The organism is Aeromonas enteropelogenes (assembly GCF_000819845.1).
GTDB classification, from domain to species: domain Bacteria; phylum Pseudomonadota; class Gammaproteobacteria; order Enterobacterales; family Aeromonadaceae; genus Aeromonas; species Aeromonas enteropelogenes.
This window is the reverse complement of the sequence record NZ_CDCG01000026.1, coordinates 1-21,744: the sequence shown is the minus strand read 5'-3', so window position 1 is coordinate 21,744 and position 21,744 is coordinate 1. Positions and strand designations below refer to the sequence as shown.

The following is a 21,744-nucleotide window of genomic DNA, read 5'->3' as shown; positions in this document are numbered from 1 at the left end:
CCGGTCCGGCAGGACCGGCCCGGCACCTGGTCAGGAGAGTACCCAGCGCTGCAGCGCCAGGGCGATACCGTCCTCGTTGTGATCGGCGGTGACCCGATCCGCTGCCGTCTGGATCTGTGACGCCGCATTGCCCATGGCGACCGCCAGCCCGACCTGTTCGAACATGCTGAGGTCGTTATTGTTGTCGCCGAAGGCCACCACGTTTTCCATCGCGATCCCCTCACTTTCGGCCCACTGGGCCAGCCGGTTGCCCTTGCTGCAGCCCGGTTGCACCAGCTCTACCGCATAGGGGGCGGCCCAGTCACGGGTGAAGGGCATGGCATCCACCACATTGCTCATGAAGGCGTGCAGGCGAGTCGGATCCTGGTTGAACAGCTCCAGCTTCCAAATTGGCTGCGCCAGCCAGCTTGCCGGATTTTCTGCCGGCAACAGAGAGACCTTGAGATGTTCCGGTTGGCGGGCTGACCAGTGGCGGATCCGGGTAACGTGCTCCTCGCAGCCAAGAAAGCCAATGCCTTCGCTTAAGTGAAACAGGGCCCCCATCGCCTGGGCCTCAATCTGTCCCAGTAACTGGTCAAGGGGGGCGATCGCCAGGGGATCGCCATCCAGGATCCGATCCTGCTCCGGATCGTATAGGTAGGCGCCGTTGCTGCAGATGATGGGGGTATCGAGAGCGAGTTCGTGATGGAAGGGGCGCGCCGTCATGAAGTGGCGCCCCGTCACCAGCAGCACCTTGATGCCCCGGGTACGAGCCTGATCAAGAGCCGCCCGGGTAGCAGACGAGATCTTGTGATCCCGGGTCAGCAGGGTGCCATCCATATCAAGAGCAATGGCCTGAAAATTACTCATATCATCTCCAGCAATGTCGGTCCGAGCGAGGTGCCATACCATCTCGCGGCGAATGGGGTTGTTCGTGTCGGTTATTGGTTCATTCCGGAACCGGCATCCGACACGGGACAAGGCTTCTACCCTCCCAAACCCGACGTGCGGATGCAAGTCCTGACAGGGAGCCGGACGGCAATCTGTGATCTGGCGACAGTGCAGACTCTTTACTTCCTCACTCCGCCTGCACTTCAAGCCGGTTCGGCGCAGCTGCCACTGGTTGTCGCCGATCGGCCCGTCTGCGCAGGCCATAGAAACCGGCGGTGCATAGCACACCGCAGAGGGCGGCCAGATAGAAGGGCCATTCGGTGCCTGCCAGCAGCACCAGACTGCCAACCACGACCGCCAGTATCTCGCTGCCTACCGCCAGGCCGCGGTAAATGCCCATCGCCTGCCCCTGTTGTTCGGCATGGCTGCGGTTGGAGATGGCTACCGAGGTCGCCAGCTCTCCGAGGCTCATGCCGATGCCGGCGGGGATGAAGGTCAGTGCCAGTCCCCACCAGTGGGTCGGCAGCACGAACATCAGCATGCCTGCCGCCATCACCAGGTGGCCGACAATCCCCAGACTGCTGCCACGCCAATGGCGGGCGAGGCGGGAACCCAGCCAGGAGCCCAGCATCATGGGCACGCTCACCAGTACGGCGGCCTGTGCCAGCTGCACCGGATCCCAGGCCAGCCGCTCCACCAACCAGACGTTGAAGTAGGTGAAATAGAGCTGCACGGCGCCATAGCTGAGCAGGGTCAGCACGAAGTAGGGCAGCAGAGCGGGTTGCAACAGCAGCTCACGGGAAGAGAGGGAGGGCGCCTGCTGGCGAGTGGCCGCCGGTGCCTGGTTGGGGAGCAGCCAGTACGCCAGCAACAGGTTGATGGCGGTCATGGCTACCGCCAGCCAGGCGGCCAGGCTGTAATCCCCCGAAATCACGGCGGCGTAGCCGCCTATCATGGGGCCCAGCACCCAGCCCAGATTCATGCCGATGTTGATCCAGGCGAAGCTACGCGCCTTGGTCTTGGTGGTGCTCATGTCCGCCGCCATTGCCTGGACGATGGCGATATTGCCGTTGAAGAAGCCTTCCACAATCCGGCTCAGCAACAGCAGTGGCAAAGAACGCCAGGCGATCCCCAGCGCCATCAGGGCATACCCCGCCAGCACGCCGATCAGGCAGAGTATCAACACCGGCTTGCGGCCGTGGCGATCCGACTGTTTACCCAGCCAGGGGGAGCCTACCAACTGAAACAGCGGATAGAGCCCCATGATGACGCCGAGCCACACCTTGCGGCTCCAGTCCGAAGTATCCGGCGTCAACATGCCCTGCGCCGGATCCAGCAGCAGCGGCGCCAGTACGGGTGACGGCAGGCTGAAACCCGCCACCGCCAGTGTCACCGTCATCACCAATACCCAGAGAGTTGCCTGTCCTTTGCGTGCTTCCATGTCAGCCTCATTAAATAAAGTTATTGGTTTATTTATGTTGATTGAGAAGTGATATTAAGTAAAGTGAATAGTTGATTTAAAAAGTCACACTTCCCATAATGAGCCCATGGACACCTGCACCGGCAAGTTCCTGCTCAAGGAGCCATAGTTCCCCCGCAGCGTACTTGTCGATAACCCAGTGTCGATAGCGAGAGTCACCCAATGAATGCCAGTACCGACAAGATCCTGTTCCTGCTCAAATCCCATGGTCCCCAGAGTGCTGCCGCGCTGGGAGAGCAGTTGCAGATGACTTCCATGGGCGCCCGCCAGCATCTGATGGCGTTGGAGGCCGAAGGCTGGGTGGGGTTTAGCGACGAGGCTCGTGGTCGCGGCCGTCCGGTGCGGCTGTGGCACCTGACCGAACAGGCCTGGCAACGCTTCCCCGATACCCACAGCGATCTGACTCTGCAGCTTATCGACAACATCCAGCAGCTGTTTGGCGAGGTTGGCATGGAGCGGCTGATCCTGCAGCGGGAGCAGCAACAGCTGGCTCGTTATCAGGCGCATCTGACCCAGGCCGGGCTGGCCGACAGGTTGAGTGCATTGAAGGTTCTTCGCACACGTGAAGGCTATATGGCGGATATGCGTCAGGAGGAGGATGGCAGCTGGCTGTTGTGGGAGAGTCACTGCCCCATCTGCGCCGCCGCCCGGGCCTGCCGGGGATTTTGTCGCAGTGAATTGGAGATGTTTCGCCAGCTGCTGGCGCCGGCCGAGGTCGAACGGGAGCAATACTTGCTGGACGGGGATCATCGTTGCCTCTACCGGATCCGGCCGGCAAAGCCCTGATGCAGGAAGCCAGAAACAACAAAGCAGGCGCCGGGATGCCTGCTTTGTTGCCTTCGGGGAGGGGATGCTCTCGTTCCAGCCCGTCTGTTCCCGATAAGGTCGGACGGCTGATGGGGCTCTTGACCCGGTAAGGTCCTTCACCGCAGAGACCTGGTTGGGCATCTGCTTTACCACCGGAAGATGTAACCATGGTATCCCTCCCGGGCCGGTGAGTGGTTGCAAAGTGAGCAGTTATTTCGGTTGTTTTTGCAATAGTTCACCCTTAATCTAGAAAAAGTGGATTAGTCATTGCAACGAGGATGGGTGAATGCTGAAACTTGATCGCATAGACAGACATATTCTTGAGCTGATGCAGGAGAACGGCCGCATCAGCAATCTGGAACTGGCCGAGCTGGTTGGCCTCTCACCTTCCCCCTGTTCCCGCCGGGTCAAGGCACTGGAAGATGCCGGCCTCATCGACACCCACGTTACTCTGCTCAACGCCCGCCAACTGGGTCTGACCCTCACCGCCTACATTCACATCTCCATGGACAGGCATACGCCGGAGCGGTTCGAGAATTTTGACCGGGCCATCAGTGAGCTGCCAGAGGTGCTCGAGTGCGACCTCATCACAGGCAACGATGCCGACTATCAGCTCAAGGTGGTAGTGCGTGACATGGAGCACTACCAGCACTTCCTGCTGGACAAGCTGACCCATATTCCGGGGGTGACCGGAGTGCGTTCCAGCTTCGTGCTGCGCCGCATCAAGCACAAGACGGCGCTGCCGCTTAACCATTTGGGCTAAGTTCCTCACTCTGCGCCGGGTGGAAGGGGGGCCTCCTTCACCCGGCCATATCTCCCTCATGCGGATCGTCTTGTGGCGGCTGATGGCCCGCATGGTGCATTTGCCCTTCCTCTTTCCCGTGTCCTTCCAAGATGATGAAATGTATCGATTGGCTACATGCAGTCAGCATATCTGACACATCTGGTCACAATTGGTCGAACTTTCCCCATACAATTCCCCCTTGTTCGTGGCATCATATTCAATTGACTGCACTTATCGAGTGCGAACAAGAAGCCGCAATGTCATCTGATAAGGAAATACCATGTTGAAAACTGTACGCCCCCTGCTGTTGCCCCTGATGTTTGGCTTGATGACCCTGCCTGCCATGGCCGGTGATCTGGAACAGCCCATGAAGAAGATCGGCTTCAATTACAAGCAGGCCGTCAAGGCGGAAGATCCCGCCACCATGGAGAAGTACATCAACGAGATGAAGGCCCAGCTGGATGTGGCCAAGCAGAAGAACATGCCTGCTGCCAAGAAAGAGAAGTTCCTCGAAGGCATGAACGAGGTGCAAGCCGAGCTGGATGCCAGCCTGGTTGCGCTCAAGGCTGGTGATGAGAGCAAGGCGCGTGAGCATCTGGCCAAGGTCAACGACCTGAAGAAGGAGTACCACAAATATGCCAAGCAAAAAGGGTGAGCCTTTTCGCTGGGATGGGGTGGTCCGCCTGACTCATTGGGGGTTGGCGGCGATTTGCATCGGCAACCTCTGGTTTAATGAGGCGGGAGAGGAGTGGCACGAGTGGCTTGGTTATGGCGCCATTGCCCTCGTCGCCTTGCGGTTGTTATGGGGAGTGACATGGGCCAGGGGATATGCCCGTCTGGATGCCTTGCTCCCCAGCCGCGCGGACTTTCGCCAGCAAGCGGCAGAGATGCGTGAGCGTCAGCCTCCAGCGCCGGGTCATCACGGTACCGGCAAGCTGGCAGTGTGGGCTTTCTGGTTGCTGGTGTTGGCGACAGCAGGAACGGGCTGGTTTCAGAATACCGAGACGGGTTTCGAGCTGGGAGCCGATGATTGGCACGAGTGGTGTACCTGGGCGCTGCAAGGGCTGATAGCCCTGCATCTGCTGGCCATCCTGTTCACCTCATGGCGTCAACGCAGCAATCTGGTCAGACGGATGCTGCCTGGGCGGGATCGCCTACCATCCGGACAGAGCGAAAACGCATAAACCAGAATTCTATTTCAGTGTGAAGCCTTGCATCCTGTTGCCAGCCCAAGACCCGCCCACGGCGGGTCTTTTTGTATCTGGTGCACAGCGTTTCATGGTCTGGGCTGAATGCAAAAAGGCCGCTCCTGATGAGCGGCCTTTTTCAATTTGGTGGCCCCTGGGGGACTTGAACCCACGACCAATCGATTATGAGTCGACTGCTCTGACCAACTGAGCTAAGGGGCCAAATTGTGCGTTTAGCGGCGTGGATTATAGGGGAAGTACAAAGGGCAGTCCATAGGCAGATCAACCACTTGGCGACTAATTATCCTGCTGTGACGATGAAAGGGGTTATATCTTTCGGGCTGGCGCCAGATAAAACAAAGCCCCGCATGGCGGGGCTTTTGAGACAGCAATAAAGGGCGCATGCCTTTGGACTATTCGTCCAGGAAGCTGCGCAGCACTTCGGAGCGGCTAGGGTGACGCAGTTTGCGCAAAGCTTTGGCTTCGATCTGACGGATACGCTCACGGGTAACGTCGAACTGCTTGCCCACTTCCTCGAGGGTGTGGTCAGTGTTCATGTCGATACCGAAGCGCATGCGCAGTACCTTGGCCTCGCGGGCGGTCAGACCGGCCAGCACTTCGCGGGTTGCGTTGCGCAGGCTTTCGCTGGTCGCGGCATCGGCCGGCAGCGCAAGGGTGGTATCTTCGATGAAGTCGCCCAAGTGGGAATCTTCATCATCACCGATGGGCGTCTCCATTGAGATGGGCTCTTTGGCGATTTTCAGTACCTTGCGGATCTTGTCTTCCGGCATGCCCATACGCATGGCCAGCTCTTCCGGGTTCGGTTCACGACCCATCTCCTGCAGCATCTGGCGGGAGATTCGGTTGAGCTTGTTGATGGTCTCGATCATGTGCACCGGGATACGGATGGTACGAGCCTGATCCGCGATGGAGCGGGTAATGGCCTGACGGATCCACCAGGTGGCATAGGTTGAGAACTTGTAGCCACGACGGTATTCAAACTTGTCTACCGCCTTCATCAAACCGATGTTGCCCTCCTGGATCAGATCCAGGAACTGCAGACCACGGTTGGTGTATTTCTTGGCGATGGAGATAACCAGACGCAAGTTAGCTTCGACCATCTCTTTCTTAGCGCGGCGGGCCTTGGCCTCACCGATGCTCATGCGACGGTTGATGTCCTTGATCTGGGCGATCGACAGACCGGTTTCTTCCTCGATCTGCTGCAGCTTGCCGATGGCACGCTGGACATCTTCGTCCATCTCGACCAGACGGGGGGACCAAGCCTTGCCAGCTTGCTTCTGGTATTCAAACCAGGCAGTCTCGCACTCGTTGTTGGTGAAGGCCGCGACGAAGGTTTTCTTCGGCATCTTGGCCTGTTCAACGCAGAGTTTCATGATGATGCGTTCCTGCACGCGTACGCGCTCCATCATCTCGCGCATGTTGTTGACCAGGCGATCGAACTGCTTGGGCATCAGGCGGAATTGGCGGAATACATCGGCCAGCAGGGCGATGGCTGCCTGGGTATCGTCGTGCGCGCGGCCATTCTTTTGAATGGAGAGACGAGTCACTTCATATTGAGCACGCAGTTCGGCAAATTTCTCGCGAGCGACTTCCGGATCCGGGCCACCGTCACCGTCATCGTCCGAGCTGTCGCCGTCTTCGTCCTCGTCCTCATCTTCTTCATCTTCGTCGGCGAGATCGTCTTCGCCGAGTTCGGAGCCGATATGAGTGGCGGTCGGTGCCATATCTTCCGCTTCGTTGGGATCGATAAAGCCGGAGATGATGTCGGAGAGGCGCAGCTGCTCGGCTTCATACTTATCGTACTGTTCGAGCAGATAGGTTATTGCTTCCGGGTACTCGGCCACGGAGCTTTGTACCTGGTTGATACCATCTTCGATCCGCTTGGCGATGTCGATTTCGCCTTCACGGGTCAACAGTTCGACGGTACCCATTTCCCGCATGTACATGCGGACAGGATCGGTCGTACGGCCGATCTCGGATTCAACAGATGCCAGAGCCTGGGCCGCTGCTTCGGCAGCGTCCTCATCGGCGGTACCACCTTCAGCCATGATAAGGTCATCGGCATCCGGAGCGTTTTCAACGACTTGAATGCCCATATCGTTGATCATCTGGATGATGTCTTCGATCTGGTCTGAATCGACGATGTCTTGCGGGAGGTGATCGTTCACCTCGGCATAAGTCAGGTAGCCCTGTTCTTTACCTTTGGCAACGAGGAGTTTAAGCTGAGACTGCGGGGTTTGCTCCATAGAACTCATCCGGTTGGTGTTGCTAGGTTGCGCTTACAGTGCGCTGCTGCGCAAATAGCCAATTCTAATAGAAAACCGCCAGACATGCTATGTCTGGTTGCGGCGTCGGTCATGAGAAACCCCTGCCCGCAGTATTGTCGGGGCCAGGCGGTTATAAATTTTTTGCTTTTTATCCCGTCGATTCGGGCAACGTTATCCATATTGGGACTAATCACTCAAATATCAAGCCCCGCTCTCATTTCTTTTCTCAATTTGCCCTTCTTTGATCAGCATCCATAGCTCTTTGGTTTCCTCAGAGCTTAGTCCTTCCTGAGCCCCCTTGGCCTGCAATTCGTCGATTCGCTGTTTCAGAAACTGGTTGATGAAGCGGACAAAGGTATCCTCTAACTCCATCAGCACATCCTGAGCTTCACGTTCGATCCCTTCAAACAGATCGTGCATCGCCAGTTGCGCCAGGATTTCCCCTTCCTTGGTGCCGCGCCAGTGTTCCAGCAGAATGCCCGTGGTGATCCCCGGTTGGGTCAGGATCTGCTGGTGCAGTTGCAGCAGGAATTTGATGCCCTGTAAGCGCAATCCGGCCAGCTCCGGCATGGCTGGCAGCTCGGCAGTGATCGCTGGATACTGCACCATCAGGGCCAGCGCCCGGCGCAGCGGTGTCAGCTTGGCAGCCTTGGGCTTGTTAACCTCGGCCTTGGGCTGGCTGTTACGGGCAAACAGTTCGGCGATGCGCTGTTTGTTTTCCCCCCAGCGCATCATGCTGGAGAGGCGAGTGATCAATCCCTCGCGGGTAAATCCTTCCGGCACTCGGCGGATCAGCTCGGCGGCCTTGTTGGCCACTTCGAACTTGCCTGCTTCACCCGAGAGTGCGGCATCGCGCCCGAGACGCTCGAACATGAAGTCGGCAAAGGGTTGTGCTTGGTCGAGCAGAGCCTCGAACCCTTCTTTGCCGATCTGACGCACCAGGGAATCGGGATCCTCGCCGTCCGGCAGAAACACGAACTTGAGCTCGCGGCCATCCTGCAGATGGGGGAGGGCGTTATCCAGTGCTCGCCAGGCGGCTTCTCGTCCTGCATTGTCACCGTCGTAGCAGCAGACCACTTCGGCGGTAGTGCGAAACAGGGTGTGGATATGGTCGCTGGTCGTTGCCGTGCCCAGGGCGGCCACCGCATAGTCGATGTCGTACTGGCCCAAGGCCACCACATCCATATAGCCTTCCACCACAAGGATCCGGCGAGGATCCTTGTGCGCCTGTTTCACCTCATAGAGACCGAATAGCTCCCGTCCTTTGTGGAAGATGGGGGTTTCCGGCGAGTTGAGGTATTTGGGCGTACCATCACCCAGTACCCGGCCACCGAAGCCGATGACCCGACCCCGCTTGTCACGGATCGGGAACATGATGCGATCGCGGAAGCGATCATAGCTGCCGGGGCCGCTATCGCGCGGGATCAGCATGCCACCGGAGATGAGCAGTTGCTCGTGATCCCGGCTGGCTCCAAAGCGGCGACGCACCTGATCCCAGTCACCCGGGGCATAGCCTATATTGAAGCGCTTGACCACTTCGCCAGTCAGACCACGCCCTTTCAGGTACTCCACTGCCTGGGGAGCACTTTTCAGGTTGCTCTCGTAAAAGCGGGCGATCTGGTTCATCAGCTCGAAGAGATCCTTGCTGACTGCTGGCTGGTTGCTGCTCGCGCCTCCGGCGCTCTGCTCACGCGGGACCTGCATGCCATGCAGGCTGGCCAACTCTTCGATGGCATCGGGGAATTCAAGGCCGTCATACTCCATGACAAAGCCGATGGCATTGCCGTGGGCGCCACAGCCGAAACAGTGGTAGAACTGTTTCTCTTGGCTGACGGTAAACGAGGGACTTTTTTCGTTATGAAAGGGGCAGCAAGCCTGGTAGTTCTTACCGGCTTTTTTCAGCCGCACACGGGAGTCGATCAGCTCGACAATGTCTGTGCGTACGAGCAGATCATCGATAAAGGATTGAGGGATCCTGCCTGCCATAACCGTCCTGTTTCATTGCGGAAAAATAAAAAAGCCGCGCATTCCCAGGGAAGCACGGCTTCTTCGACCAAACAAGAGAGTTGCCTGTTACGCCAAGCGGGTTTTCACCTGAGCACTGACGGCGCCAATATCGGCGCGTCCCTGAATGTTAGGCTTCAAAACAGCCATGACCTTGCCCATGTCGGCCATGACGGCAGCACCGCTTTGCGCGATGGCTTGCTCGATCAGGGCGGAGATTTCATCTGCGGTCAGCTGTTGTGGCAGGAACTCCTGCAGCACAACGATCTCTGCGGACTCTTTGTCGGCGAGATCCTGGCGACCGGCAGCTTCAAACTGGCTGATGGCATCACGGCGCTGTTTGACCATTTTGGTCACGACGGCGAGGATATCTTCATCAGTGAGTTCGACACGGGTATCAACTTCACGCTGCTTGATTTCTGCCATCAACAAACGGATAGCACCCAGCCGTTGCTTGTCTTTGGCAAGCATGGCGAGTTTTTGCTGATCCTTGAGTTGATCCTTCAGAGACACGGCACAGTCCCCTGATTAGTACAGGCGGATACGACGTGCGTTTTCGCGAGACAGCTTCTTGGCGTGACGCTTAACAGCAGACGCTTTAGCGCGCTTACGAATGGTAGTCGGCTTCTCGTAGAACTCACGGCTACGAACTTCGGACAGGATACCGGCTTTTTCGCAAGAACGCTTGAAGCGACGCAGAGCAACGTCAAACGGCTCATTTTCACGGACTTTGATTACTGGCATGTGCCTTTCACCTCAGTGATAAATTGTTAGCTGACCTTCAATCGATCAGCATCTCTTAAAATGGTGCGAAATTATACTCTGGACAGGGAATGAAAGTAAACCCGCAGAGATCGCTCTGGTTTAAAAAACCCGCGAAGGTTACCATAGCCGTCTCATTTTAGCAGTGAAATTTTTTAGCAATGCGTGTATTGGGCATAGAGACATCCTGTGACGAAACCGGGATCGCGATCTTCGACGATCAAAAAGGGATCCTTTCCCACCAGTTATACAGCCAGGTCAAGCTGCATGCGGACTACGGTGGCGTCGTCCCCGAGTTGGCCAGCCGGGATCATGTTCGCAAGACGATCCCCTTGATCCAGGCCGCATTGCAAGAGGCGGGACTGGGTCAAGATGACATCGACGGTATTGCCTACACAGCGGGCCCGGGTCTGGTCGGCGCCATTCTGGTTGGGGCCACCATTGGCCGTTCGCTGGCCATGGCGTGGAACAAGCCGGCCATCGCCGTGCACCACATGGAAGGCCACCTGTTGGCTCCCATGCTGGAAGAGCGTGCCCCCGAGTTTCCCTTCGTGGCGCTGCTAGTCTCCGGCGGCCACTCCATGCTGGTGCGGGTCGATGGCATCGGCAGCTACCAGCTGCTTGGTGAATCCATAGACGATGCGGCAGGCGAGGCGTTTGACAAGACCGCCAAGCTGATGGGTCTGGACTATCCCGGTGGTCCGCTGCTCTCCCGTCTTGCCGAAAAGGGTACCAAAGGGCGCTTCCATTTCCCGCGACCCATGACCGATCGTCCCGGGCTCGACATGAGTTTCTCCGGTCTCAAGACCTTTGCCGCCAACACCATTGCTGCCAATGGGGATGACGAACAGACTCGTGCTGATATCGCCAGAGCCTTTGAAGATGCGGTGGTCGATACCCTGGCCATCAAGTGTCGTCGCGCCTTGCAGGAGACCGGTCTCAATCGCCTCGTGGTGGCCGGTGGTGTCAGTGCCAACCGTCACCTGCGGGCCCAGCTTGCCGAGCTGATGGAGAGCCTTAAGGGCGAAGTCTTCTATCCGCGTACCGAATACTGTACCGACAACGGCGCCATGATTGCTTACGCCGGTATGCAGCGTCTGAAGGCCGGTGTGTTCGAGCCTCTGGTGGTCAAGGCTGTGCCACGCTGGCCGCTGGATACTCTGGATCCGGTCTGATCCTCAGGAGCCGGCATATCGAAGGGGTGGGTAATGGTGTACAAGCGCTTTGCCCTTTCGATGCCGCAGACCCCCTGTCAGAGACCCGGATAAGCAGATGATAAGGCCGTGTGCGAGATAGTCTTGCCGAATCATCCGGCGCAGGCTTGGTTTGAGCGTGATATGGATAAAAAAATCCCCGCCAATTGGCGGGGATTTTTGTTGGTGGCAAGCAACCGAATTAGATCATGATGCCGCCGAAGAAGAAGCCCAGCGCCACGGCGATGGCGATGGTGGCCACACCCGGGATGAAGAAGGGGTGGTTGAACACGGCTTTGCCGATGCGGGTGGAGCCGGTATCGTCCATCTCGACCGCAGCCAGCAGGGTCGGGTAGGTTGGCAGTACAAACAGGGCGCTTACGGCCGCGAAAGAGGCGATAGCAGTCAGCGGGCTGACGCCCAGGGCCAGGGCGGCCGGCATCAGGGCCTTGGTGGTGGCACCCTGTGAATAGAGCAGCATGGCGGCGAAGAACAGCACCACGGCCAGCAGCCAGGAGTACTGGTTCAGCAGGTCACCAGCGATGAGCTGGATGGTGTCCATATTGCCTTTCACGAAGACGTTACCCAGCCAGGCCACACCCAGTACGCAGATACAGGCGGACATACCGGACTTGAAGGTCGGCATGTTGGTCACCTGGGTCACGTCCAGTTTGCACACCAGAGTCATGATGGTGGCTGCGGCCAGCATGATGCCCATGATGGCGCCGTCGCGGGGGATCGGCGGGTTGGTGATCAGGCCCACTTTGCCGGAGATGGCAGTGGCGTAAGCCATGACGGCGACGATGGCGGCGATGAAGATCCAGACGGACAGTTTGGCATAAGGCTTGATTTCAAGCTGGGTAGCGCCACGCAGCTTGATGAGGCCCTTGGCCTTGCGCTCCAGATAGACTTCGTCCTGATCCAGCGGCTTGCCCAGCATATTGGCGACGAAGGCACCCAGGATACAGGCGATGAAGGTGGACGGGATGCAGATAGCCAGCAGAGTCAGATAGTCAACGCCAAGCGGTTCCAGCATGCCGGAGAAGGCAACCACGGCCGCGGAGATTGGCGAGGCTGTGATGGCGATCTGGGAGGCAACGACCGCGATGGAGAGCGGACGGGAGGGGCGGATGCCCTGCTCCTTGGCCACTTCGGCGATCACCGGCAGGGTGGAAAACGCAGTGTGACCGGTACCGGCCAGCATGGTCATCAGGTAGGTGACGACCGGAGCGGCGAAGGTGATGTATTTGGGGTTTTTGCGCAGTGCTTTTTCAGCCAGGTGTACCAGGTAGTCCATCCCGCCGGCCAACTGCATGCAGGCAATGGCACAGATGACGGACGCGATGATCATGATCACGTCCCAGGGGATGTAGGATACCAGCTGATCGCTCGGGATCTGTACACCCAGACCCCAGGTCAGGACCAGTACACCCAGACCACCGGCGAAGCCGATGCCGATGCTGCCTATCCGGGCCCCCAGATAGATAGCGGCGAGTACGACAAGTAACTCGATTCCAATCATAGCGATAACTCCATTTTTAGTTTTTTGGTTTTTCTTTGGCAAAAGCCAATTCCCGATGGGACTGGGTGAGGCCGATCGGGAACTGACTTTAAATGGGCCGGGAAGATCCCGGCCCATTCTCGCTTATACGGTGGTTTCGCGGGTGAAACGCTTGGCCTTGTATTGCGGGTTCATCAGGTTCTCGATGGAGAGGATTTCATCCAGCTGCTCGGCGCTCAGCAGACCACGCTCCAGCACGACTTCGCGTACGTTCTTGCCGGTCTGGGCACAGATTTTGCCGACGATGTCACCTTCGTGGTGGCCGATGAAGGGGTTCAGGTAAGTCACGATACCGATGGAGTTCAGCACGTGGTTCATGCAGATTTCCGGGTTGGCAGTGATACCTTCCACGCACTTCTCGCGCAGGGAGATACAAGCTTTTTCCATCAGGCTCAGGGATTCGAACATTGCCTGACCGATCACCGGCTCCATGACGTTCAGCTGCAGCTGGCCAGCTTCGGCGGCGAAGGTGATGGTGATGTCGTTACCGAATACCTTGAAGCAGGATTGGTTGACTACTTCCGGGATAACCGGGTTGACCTTGGCCGGCATGATGGAGGAACCAGCCTGCATTTCCGGCAGGTTGATCTCTTTGAGTGCAGTACGCGGGCCGGAGGAGAGCAGACGCAGATCGTTACAGATCTTGGACAGCTTCATGGCCAGACGCTTGATGGCGCCGTGCAGCATGACGTAAGCGCCGCAGTCGGAGGTGGCTTCGATCAGATCTTCTGCCGGTACGTAGGCACGACCGGTGATCTCTGCCAGACGCTGAATGGCCAGCTTGGAATACTCGGGCGGAGTGTTCAGACCGGTACCGATGGCGGTGGCGCCCAGGTTCACTTCCAGCAGCAGTTCTTGGCAACGCTTGATGGATTTGATCTCTTCGCGCAGGGTAACGGCGAAGGCGTGGAACTCCTGACCCAGGGTCATGGGCACGGCGTCTTGCAGCTGGGTACGACCCATCTTCAGGACTTTCTTGAACTCTTCAGCCTTGGCGTCGAAGGCAGCGATCAGATGCTCCAGGGCATGCAGGGTCACGTCGGTGCTGTTGACCACGGCGACGCGGAAACCGGTCGGGTAGGCATCGTTGGTGGACTGGCACTTGTTGACGTGATCGTTGGGGTTGATGACGTCGTAGCGGCCTTTCTCCAGACCCATCAGTTCGAGGGCGATGTTGGCCAGGACTTCGTTGGTGTTCATGTTGACGGAGGTACCCGCACCACCCTGATAAACATCGACCGGGAACTGGTCGAAGCATTTGCCGGTGTTCAGCATCAGGTCACAGGCTTCCACGATCTTGTCTGCAATTTCAGGACGGATGGTACCCAGCTCGCCGTTTGCCATGGCGGCCGCTTTCTTGGTCAGCACCATGCCGCGTACGAATTCCGGAACGTCAGAAATCTTCTGAGAGCTGATCTTGAAGTTCTCGACGGCGCGCAGGGTGTGTACGCCGTAGTACATGTCGTTGGAAACTTCTTTGGTGCCCAGCAGGTCTTCTTCAATGCGGACGTTCTTGATGTCGCTCATTGTAATGCCTCAGAAATCAGATAAATGGAAAAAACCTCACCGAGTGGTCGCGAGTTCCTTGCGCACAGCTCATCCTGAAGCACCACACATCGAGTGGGGCGGTGGGGAGGATAACCTCCCGAATTACTGAAGAACATACTACTCCAATTGAGGTATCAATTATTAGAGATGGATCACTAATCTTTAGACATTTTCAAATTGCGTTGATGAAAGTACACATCTGTTGTGGCACATCTATCGCGCTGATTTTTATCAATTTAAAGATAGAGTTGCTGATTTTTTATGACGTAGGTGATTTGGGGCTCAATGGCGAGACTTGAAAAAGTCCGAACTGGCCCCATTTATTCCGGGTAGAAAGTTGCGACAATGCCGACAGCAATCGGGCATTGCTCCGCCGTGCGGAGCGGCTTTCTCCCAATTTACCGAGCGTGGAGTTGATATGGGCAAGTTGTTTCTGTTGTTGGTGGGGCTGGTGGTACTGGAACTCACCGTGATGATCGAGGTTGGCGCCGTCATTGGTGCGTTGCCAACCGTCGGCTTGCTCATACTGACGGCAGTATTGGGCTCCTCCCTGGTGCGTAGCGAAGGGCTCAAGACCCTGTTCAGCGCCCAGCAAAAGATGCAGCAGGGCGAAATGCCTGGGCGCGAAGTGATGGGGGGCATGATGCTGGCGCTGGCCGGTCTGTTGCTGATCATCCCTGGGTTTGTCACCGACTTTTTCGGTATCCTGCTGCTGCAACCCTGGCTGCGCAACAAGCTGGCCGACAAACTGATTGGCAGCAACCAGTTCCGGATGCAGATGGGTGGGTTCCAGGGTTCGCAACCGCCATTCGGTCAGGCCCCCTCTTCTGATGAACAGCCGGGACAGGGTCATCGCGGTGGCACCACCATCGAAGGTGAATTTGAGCGCAAGGAGTAAGTCTCGCAGCCGGGGCGTTGTGCGTCAGGGATTGCCCAGATGGCACAACGCCTCGAAGCGGTGGCGGGCATACCACCAGGCCAGTGAACCCGCCAGCAGGTTGGCCAGCAGTATTCCAAGATAGATCCCCTGTTCCCCCCCCAGCTTTGCTCCCAGCCAGGCCCCTGGCAACAAGAAGACAAACAGCCGCAGACCGTTGAACAGGAACGAAATACTGGATGCCCTTACGCCATTCAAGGCGGATGCCAGCAACATCACCATTCCCTGAAAGCCGTAACCGATGGGGACCAGATGTAGATAAAGGATGATGAGGCGCACCACTTGCGGATGATCGCTGAACAGCTTGGCAATCAGGGGCGCCAGCAGCCAGGTCAGGCCGTAAACGGCGAGCTGGAACAACAGGGCAAATCGCATGCAACTTTGTAGTGCCATCCTGGCTCTGACCGGATTGCCTGCCCCGCAGTTTTGTGAAATGAAGGGGGCGAGCACCGAGGAGAGCGCCATCATCACGATCAGCAGCAGGGCCTCGACCCGTGACGCAGCACCGTAGGCGGCCACTACCTCGGTGCCCAGACCCGCAAAGATGGTCATCAACACGGCATTGGCCAAGGGATTGAGCATGTTGGTAAAGGAGGCCGGTACGGCCACATGAAGCAGGGCCCGCCAGTGGGCGAGCAATCTGGGGCGAGCAGAGAGACGCCACAACAGTAACCCTTCCCGGTGGCGCAATATATAGAGGCTGACCAGCATGGCCATCATCCAGGAGAGGGAGGTGGCGATGGCCGCACCCCGGATCCCCCACTCGGGGAAGGGACCAATGCCGAAGATGAGCAGGGGATCCAGCACCCCGTTGACCAGTCCTGCGACCGTCATCACCAGGCTGGGGGTCTTGGTATCCCCGGTAGCCCGGATGGCGGCGTTGCCCACCATGGGCAGTACCAGCATGGGGACGGTCAGATACCAGATCAGCATGTAATCGTGGATCAGCGAAATCAGTTCGCGACTGGCGCCCAGTAGAGTGAAGAGGGGGTCTATGGTCAGGGCGCCGCCGATGGAGAGCAGACTCACCATGATTACCGCCAGAAACAGGCTGTCGGTGGTGATGCGTGCCGCCTCTTCATGCTTGCCTTGTCCCAGGGTATGGCCGATCACGGCGGACAACCCGGCCCCGAGCCCCATGGCCAGCGAGGTAACCACAAAAGTCACCGGAAAGGTAAAGCTGATAGCCGCCAGCGCCTGGGTGCCCAGCATGCCAATAAAGAAGGTATCAATCAGGTTGAAGGCCAGAATGGCGACGATGCCGAGGATCATGGGCCCCGTCATCCGGCGCAGTACGACTGGTGCGGGCGCTGTCAGCATGGGGTTGGTGTGGGTCAAGGGCTCGTCTCTACATCTGGCGTTGACGGTTCTGACATGAAAGAGACGGGTTGGCCGGTCCGTTCCATGGTGAGGGCACCGATGAACAATCGAAGGTGCTCATAGTACGTGAAAAAATTTTTTTTGTATTTGCCCTTGAAGGGTTAACAACTCTGCCCCACATCAGGGACATACCTGATTTGGCCCGGAACGGCCATTCCTCAAAGCAACAATGAGACTCATTTTGGGAGAGTTATCGATGAAAATTCGTCCACTGCACGACCGCGTCATTATCAAGCGCATCGAAGCTGAAGCCAAATCCGCCGGCGGTATCGTGTTGACTGGTACTGCGGCTCAGAAGTCCACCCGTGGTGAAGTGCTTGCCGTAGGGACTGGCCGGATCCTGGATAATGGCGATGTCAAAGCGCTGGCCGTCAAGGTCGGTGACAAGGTGATCTTCAACGAAGGTTACGGCGTGAAGACCGAGAAGCTGGATGGCCAGGAGGTACTGATCCTGTCCGAAACCGACATCCTGGCGATTGTCGAAGAGTAATCCATCCTCACTTTTCCCCGAATTGATTTAAGGATTGAAGAAAAATGGCAGCTAAAGACGTTAAGTTTGGTAACGAAGCCCGCATCAAGATGCTGGAAGGCGTAAACATCCTGGCCGATGCCGTCAAGGTCACCCTGGGCCCGAAAGGTCGCAACGTGGTGCTGGACAAGTCCTTCGGCGCCCCGACCATCACCAAGGACGGCGTCTCCGTGGCTCGTGAGATCGAGCTGGAAGACAAGTTCATGAACATGGGCGCCCAAATGGTCAAGGAAGTTGCCTCCAAGGCCAACGATGCCGCCGGTGACGGTACCACTACTGCGACCGTACTGGCCCAGGCCATTGTCAACGAAGGTCTGAAGGCCGTTGCCGCCGGCATGAACCCGATGGATCTGAAGCGTGGTATCGACAAAGCCGTCGTTGCCGCCGTTGCCGAGCTGCAGGCGCTGTCCCAGCCGTGCGCTGATGGCAATGCCATCGCTCAGGTCGGTACCATCTCTGCCAACTCTGACGAGAAAGTAGGCAAGCTGATTGCCGAAGCCATGGACAAAGTGGGCCGTGACGGCGTCATCACCGTTGAAGACGGCCAGGGCCTGGAAGACGAGCTGGCAGTGGTTGAAGGTATGCAGTTTGACCGCGGCTACCTGTCCCCTTACTTCATCAACAAGCAAGAGACTGGTTCCGTCGAGCTGGACGATCCCTTCATCCTGCTGGTTGACAAGAAAGTCTCCAACATCCGTGAAATGCTGCCGGTGCTGGAAGGCGTGGCCAAGGCGGGCAAACCCCTGCTGATCATCGCCGAAGACGTGGAAGGCGAAGCGCTGGCGACCCTGGTGGTCAACACCATGCGTGGCATCGTGAAAGTAGCCGCCGTCAAGGCGCCGGGCTTCGGTGACCGTCGCAAGGCCATGCTGCAGGATATCGCCGTACTGACCGGTGGTACCGTGATCTCCGAAGAAGTGGGCATGGAGCTGGAAAAAGCGTCCCTGGAAGATCTGGGCCGTGCCAAGCGCATCGTCATCACCAAAGAGAACACCACCATCATCGATGGCGTGGGTGATGCGAGCGTGATCGAGGGCCGTGTTGCCCAGATCCGCCAGCAGATCGAAGAGACCTCTTCCGACTACGATCGTGAGAAGCTGCAAGAGCGCGTAGCCAAGCTGGCTGGCGGTGTTGCCGTGATCAAGGTTGGCGCAGCCACCGAAGTCGAGATGAAAGAGAAGAAGGCCCGCGTTGAAGATGCCCTGCACGCGACTCGCGCTGCTGTGGAAGAAGGCGTGGTTGCCGGTGGTGGTGTAGCGCTGGTTCGCGTTGCGACCAAGCTGGCCGATCTGCGCGGTGATAACGAAGACCAGAACGTGGGTATCAAGGTTGCCTTGCGCGCCATGGAAGCCCCGCTGCGTCAGATCGTCATCAACGCCGGTGAAGAAGCATCCGTCATTGCCAATGCCGTCAAGAATGGCGAAGGCAACTTCGGTTACAACGCTTACTCCGAGCAGTATGGCGACATGCTGGCCATGGGTATCCTGGATCCGACCAAGGTAACCCGTTCTGCCCTGCAGTTTGCCTCCTCCATCGCCGGTCTGATGATCACCACCGAGTGCATGGTCACCGAACTGCCGAAGAAAGATGCTCCTGCCATGCCTGACATGGGCGGCATGGGTGGCATGGGCATGATGTAATCATTGCTCCCTGTCTGTTTGAGAACGGCTCGCCCAAGGCGGGCCGTTTTTTTATCTACGGCTAAACTGAGTCTGTCTGGATAACAACAAGAGCGAGGTTGATATGAAATTATTGGGATGGATCCCTGTGCTGTATGCGTTGCTTGCACTCCCCGTCGCCGTGGCCGAGCCCCTCACCGGACCCGTGATCCTGAGCGTGAGTGGCAATATCAAGTCGACCGAAGATGTGGGGGGCAAGGTGCAGTTTGATTTGGCCAGGCTCCAGGCATTGCCGCAGCACGAGATAGTTACGGGGAATCCATGGGTTGATAAACCTCACACCTATCGTGGCCCCAAGCTTTCTGATGTGTTGGCTGCAGTTGGTGCGGATGGCGACAACATTACCCTGACGGCGTTGAATAGCTATCAAATAGGTATCGAATGGAGCAAGGTGGCCAAGTATGATCCCATACTTGCATGGGAAGATGATGGGGTTGTGATGCGGGTGCGTGACAAGGGGCCCCTCTGGTTCATGCTGCCTCTGGATCAGTATCCCGAGCTGAAACGCTCCGAATATACCGATATGATGATCTGGCAGCTTGGTTCCATCGACATACAACACTGATAGTTGACGCGACAGGAGAAGGGGTGAAAGGAAAGACCAGGGCTTGGCCATTGCTCGTTATTCTGTACATTTCCATCCTGTCGTTCACCGGGAGCACGCTCTACAGCCTGATGCAGATCCAGAATGCGACGAGGGCGATGGAAAAGTATACCTACGATGTCTCCTGGGCCCTGATGCAGTTACAGCTGGAGTTGGGGCGGTTTCTCAATGCCGTCGAAGTGTATCATTATGGCGGGATTGATCACGATGCCCTCATGCTGCGCTATGACATTCTCTGGAGCAGAACCCCTATCTTGCTAAGCGGGCAACTGCGCAAAAGCATGCAGGACAAACAGAAAACTCTGCGTCTGGTGCAACTGATAGAAAGCAATATCCGCAGCATAGAGCCCGAGATTATTCGTCTCAAGAGTGGTGCTCCCAATTATCAGCAGATCATGATGCGCCTCTCCCCCTTGCAAGAACCCCTCTCTTATTCGCTCGCCTCGGTGATGCAGAAGAACATCAATATCTACACAGACAACGATCGCCATTTTGCTCAACTGCGTAATGCCCTGCTGTTGATGGTTTCCGGCCTGATTATTTCGGTACTGTTGCTTACTGCCTTGCTTATTTATGAAGGCCGTCGCCATTTCAGAGCGGCCAGACAGGATCCGCTGACCGGTTTATCCAATCGCGTGGCCTTGCTTGAACGAATGGAGCAATATGCAACCCAAGAGGCACCGTTTGGACTCGTGCTGATAGACATCAATGATTTCAGGGATATCAACAGCAAGTTTGGTTATGACACGGGGGATTACCTGTTACACGAATTCGCCAAGCGGATTCGCGTGTTGTGTGAGGAAGGGGAGTGGAGCTGCCGCCTGAGTGGTGATCAATTCGCCATTGTCCAGCGTGGCAGCAATGATCTGCGGCAGATAAGAGAGTTGGTGGCCCGTTTGTTACATGCTCTCAAGCAGAATATTGTATTCGATAACTATCCTTTCCGATTGGATGTGGGGATCGGCATTGCGTTTTACCCCATGGACAGTGAAAAAACCCAGGAATTGCTCAGTTGTGCGGAACAGGCGCTGTTCCACAGCCGCAAGACCCATGTGCCCTATGTCATCTATGACAGCTCCTTGCTCAATGAAACGGCACGGCGCAAGCATCTCGCCTCGGATATGGTGATGGCCCTTGAACACAATGCCCTGGAGCTCTATTACCAGCCTATCGTCAATCTTGATAGCGGCCGCTGTGAAGCCGTTGAAGCCCTGTTGCGTTGGCGACATCCGGAACTCGGCTTTATTCCCCCCAATGAAGTGATTCTGGTGGCCGAAGAGTTTCAGTTGGCCGAGCGGTTGGGCAGCTGGGTGTTGAATACGGCCTGTGAACAACTATATCAATGGCATCAACTCGGACTGGTTGACCTGCAGATGTGCGTGAATATCTCCCCCGGCATGTATCAGCGCAATTTGCTCAAGCTGGTTACCAAGGCATTGATGGATCATCACTTGCCAGCCAGCAGCCTGGTGTTGGAAGTCACTGAAGATACCACCATGCGGGAAGTGAAAAATTCGCTACAGCTGATGCAGGACCTAAATCAACAGGGGGTGTTGCTGGCGCTCGATGATTTCGGAACCGGTTACTCCTCACTGAGCTACTTGCAGAAGTTGCCAGTCAGCAAGGTGAAAATCGATCGTTCGTTTATCCAGGGGATCGATACGTCCATTGAAGCATCTGAACTGGTTGCCAACATTTGCAGGATGGGCTCCATGCTGGGCAAGAGCTTGGTGTGTGAGGGGATTGAGACGCAAGCCCAACTGGATGTACTGCGCTCTTTGACCGATACCCATTTATACGGACAGGGATATCTCTTCAGTCGCCCGGAGCAGGCCGAAAAAATCTATCAAACCTTGCTGGAGATGGAGGAACTCTGGTTGGCGCGGCAACAACCGGAGGTCTCTTATATAAGCTGAGTGTGCCAGGTGCGCTTCTGTTTTTACGGCGCGGCGCGCTGACTTAGTACAAAGATTGTTCTTTTTGGGTGTTATCTGAGTGGTTGTTTGGGTTTATCAAAAAAATACGCAATTATCTCTTGTCAGCCGGAATTCGCTCCCTATAATGCGCCTCCATCGACACGGCAAGCGGCAACGCAAACAGCCAGGTCGGTGGCCTCGAAAAGCCTTTGAAA

Annotated in this window: 19 protein-coding genes and 1 tRNA gene; 10 read left to right on the top strand and 10 right to left on the bottom strand. The window is 57.0% G+C overall.

All coding sequences use genetic code 11. From position 1 onward, the window contains the following. Positions 1-30: 30 nt before the first annotated feature. Together BN1123_RS09020 and BN1123_RS09015 are read right to left on the bottom strand one after the other, a co-directional pair. The gene (locus BN1123_RS09020; RefSeq protein ID WP_042026587.1) at positions 31-849 is read right to left on the bottom strand and encodes a Cof-type HAD-IIB family hydrolase; all 819 of its coding nucleotides are present in this window, start codon (positions 847-849) and stop codon (positions 31-33) included. Between the two features lie 208 nt (positions 850-1,057). After that, entirely contained in the window at positions 1,058-2,311 is a 1,254-nt protein-coding gene (locus BN1123_RS09015) for an MFS transporter (RefSeq protein ID WP_042026586.1), read from the bottom strand. Positions 2,312-2,512: 201 nt separating this feature from the next. Here BN1123_RS09015 and BN1123_RS09010 point away from each other — a divergent pair, with 201 nt between their 5' ends. From BN1123_RS09010 to BN1123_RS08995, 4 genes are all read left to right on the top strand, one after another. Next, positions 2,513-3,136 (top strand): helix-turn-helix transcriptional regulator, encoded by a 624-nt coding sequence (locus BN1123_RS09010; RefSeq protein WP_042026585.1) that lies wholly within the window; start codon positions 2,513-2,515, stop codon positions 3,134-3,136. Positions 3,137-3,443: 307 nt separating this feature from the next. Beyond that, on the top strand, positions 3,444-3,920 hold the full coding sequence (locus BN1123_RS09005; RefSeq protein ID WP_005304871.1) for an Lrp/AsnC family transcriptional regulator: 477 nt from the start codon (positions 3,444-3,446) through the stop codon (positions 3,918-3,920). A 301-nt stretch (positions 3,921-4,221) separates the two neighbouring features. After that, complete coding sequence (locus tag BN1123_RS09000) at positions 4,222-4,596, top strand: cytochrome b562 (protein ID WP_026456188.1); 375 nt, start codon at positions 4,222-4,224, stop codon at positions 4,594-4,596. Continuing rightward, positions 4,577-5,125 carry a cytochrome b/b6 domain-containing protein gene (locus tag BN1123_RS08995; RefSeq protein ID WP_042026584.1) on the top strand — a complete coding sequence of 183 codons (549 nt, stop codon included), beginning with the start codon at positions 4,577-4,579 and terminating at the stop codon, positions 5,123-5,125. Before BN1123_RS09000 ends, BN1123_RS08995 begins: the two co-directional genes overlap by 20 nt. Before the next feature lie 148 nt (positions 5,126-5,273). Here the strand turns inward: BN1123_RS08995 and BN1123_RS08990 are convergent. From BN1123_RS08990 to rpsU, 5 genes are all read right to left on the bottom strand, one after another. Further along, positions 5,274-5,350 (bottom strand) — tRNA-Ile (locus BN1123_RS08990). Positions 5,351-5,541: 191 nt separating this feature from the next. Then, on the bottom strand, positions 5,542-7,404 hold the full coding sequence (rpoD, locus tag BN1123_RS08985) for an RNA polymerase sigma factor RpoD (protein WP_082037513.1): 1,863 nt from the start codon (positions 7,402-7,404) through the stop codon (positions 5,542-5,544). A gap of 213 nt (positions 7,405-7,617) precedes the next feature. Continuing rightward, positions 7,618-9,402 (bottom strand): DNA primase, encoded by a 1,785-nt coding sequence (dnaG, locus tag BN1123_RS08980; RefSeq protein WP_042026582.1) that lies wholly within the window; start codon positions 9,400-9,402, stop codon positions 7,618-7,620. Between the two features lie 87 nt (positions 9,403-9,489). Beyond that, a complete protein-coding gene (locus BN1123_RS08975; RefSeq protein WP_042026581.1) occupies positions 9,490-9,933 on the bottom strand; it encodes a GatB/YqeY domain-containing protein in 444 nt (147 codons plus the stop codon). A 15-nt stretch (positions 9,934-9,948) separates the two neighbouring features. Next, positions 9,949-10,164, bottom strand: coding sequence for a 30S ribosomal protein S21 (rpsU, locus tag BN1123_RS20875; protein ID WP_005309452.1), 216 nt, complete (start codon positions 10,162-10,164; stop codon positions 9,949-9,951). A 179-nt stretch (positions 10,165-10,343) separates the two neighbouring features. On the opposite strand from rpsU, the gene tsaD reads away from it, so the two are divergent. Then, positions 10,344-11,357 carry a tRNA (adenosine(37)-N6)-threonylcarbamoyltransferase complex transferase subunit TsaD gene (gene tsaD / locus BN1123_RS08970; RefSeq protein ID WP_042026580.1) on the top strand — a complete coding sequence of 338 codons (1,014 nt, stop codon included), beginning with the start codon at positions 10,344-10,346 and terminating at the stop codon, positions 11,355-11,357. Between the two features lie 220 nt (positions 11,358-11,577). Here the strand turns inward: tsaD and BN1123_RS08965 are convergent, their stop codons facing one another. Together BN1123_RS08965 and aspA are read right to left on the bottom strand one after the other, a co-directional pair. Beyond that, positions 11,578-12,897 (bottom strand): anaerobic C4-dicarboxylate transporter, encoded by a 1,320-nt coding sequence (locus BN1123_RS08965; protein ID WP_042026579.1) that lies wholly within the window; start codon positions 12,895-12,897, stop codon positions 11,578-11,580. A 123-nt stretch (positions 12,898-13,020) separates the two neighbouring features. After that, complete coding sequence (aspA, locus tag BN1123_RS08960; protein ID WP_026457450.1) at positions 13,021-14,463, bottom strand: aspartate ammonia-lyase; 1,443 nt, start codon at positions 14,461-14,463, stop codon at positions 13,021-13,023. A 439-nt stretch (positions 14,464-14,902) separates the two neighbouring features. Here aspA and BN1123_RS08955 point away from each other — a divergent pair, with 439 nt between their 5' ends. Further along, on the top strand, positions 14,903-15,382 hold the full coding sequence (locus BN1123_RS08955; RefSeq protein ID WP_042026578.1) for an FxsA family protein: 480 nt from the start codon (positions 14,903-14,905) through the stop codon (positions 15,380-15,382). A gap of 24 nt (positions 15,383-15,406) precedes the next feature. Here the strand turns inward: BN1123_RS08955 and BN1123_RS08950 are convergent, their stop codons facing one another. Further along, a complete protein-coding gene (locus tag BN1123_RS08950) occupies positions 15,407-16,741 on the bottom strand; it encodes an MATE family efflux transporter (protein ID WP_371145053.1) in 1,335 nt (444 codons plus the stop codon). 256 nt (positions 16,742-16,997) lie between these two features. On the opposite strand from BN1123_RS08950, the gene BN1123_RS08945 reads away from it, so the two are divergent. The 4 genes from BN1123_RS08945 (at position 16,998) to BN1123_RS08930 (ending at position 21,529) form a co-directional block, all read left to right on the top strand. Further along, positions 16,998-17,291 carry a co-chaperone GroES gene (locus BN1123_RS08945; RefSeq protein ID WP_042026576.1) on the top strand — a complete coding sequence of 98 codons (294 nt, stop codon included), beginning with the start codon at positions 16,998-17,000 and terminating at the stop codon, positions 17,289-17,291. Between the two features lie 44 nt (positions 17,292-17,335). Beyond that, positions 17,336-18,970, top strand: coding sequence for a chaperonin GroEL (gene groL, locus BN1123_RS08940; protein WP_026457381.1), 1,635 nt, complete (start codon positions 17,336-17,338; stop codon positions 18,968-18,970). 103 nt (positions 18,971-19,073) lie between these two features. After that, positions 19,074-19,574, top strand: coding sequence for a putative pterin-binding protein (locus BN1123_RS08935; RefSeq protein WP_042026575.1), 501 nt, complete (start codon positions 19,074-19,076; stop codon positions 19,572-19,574). 23 nt (positions 19,575-19,597) lie between these two features. Then, positions 19,598-21,529, top strand: a complete 1,932-nt coding sequence (locus BN1123_RS08930; RefSeq protein ID WP_042026574.1) for a putative bifunctional diguanylate cyclase/phosphodiesterase — start codon at positions 19,598-19,600, stop codon at positions 21,527-21,529. Positions 21,530-21,744: the final 215 nt, after the last annotated feature.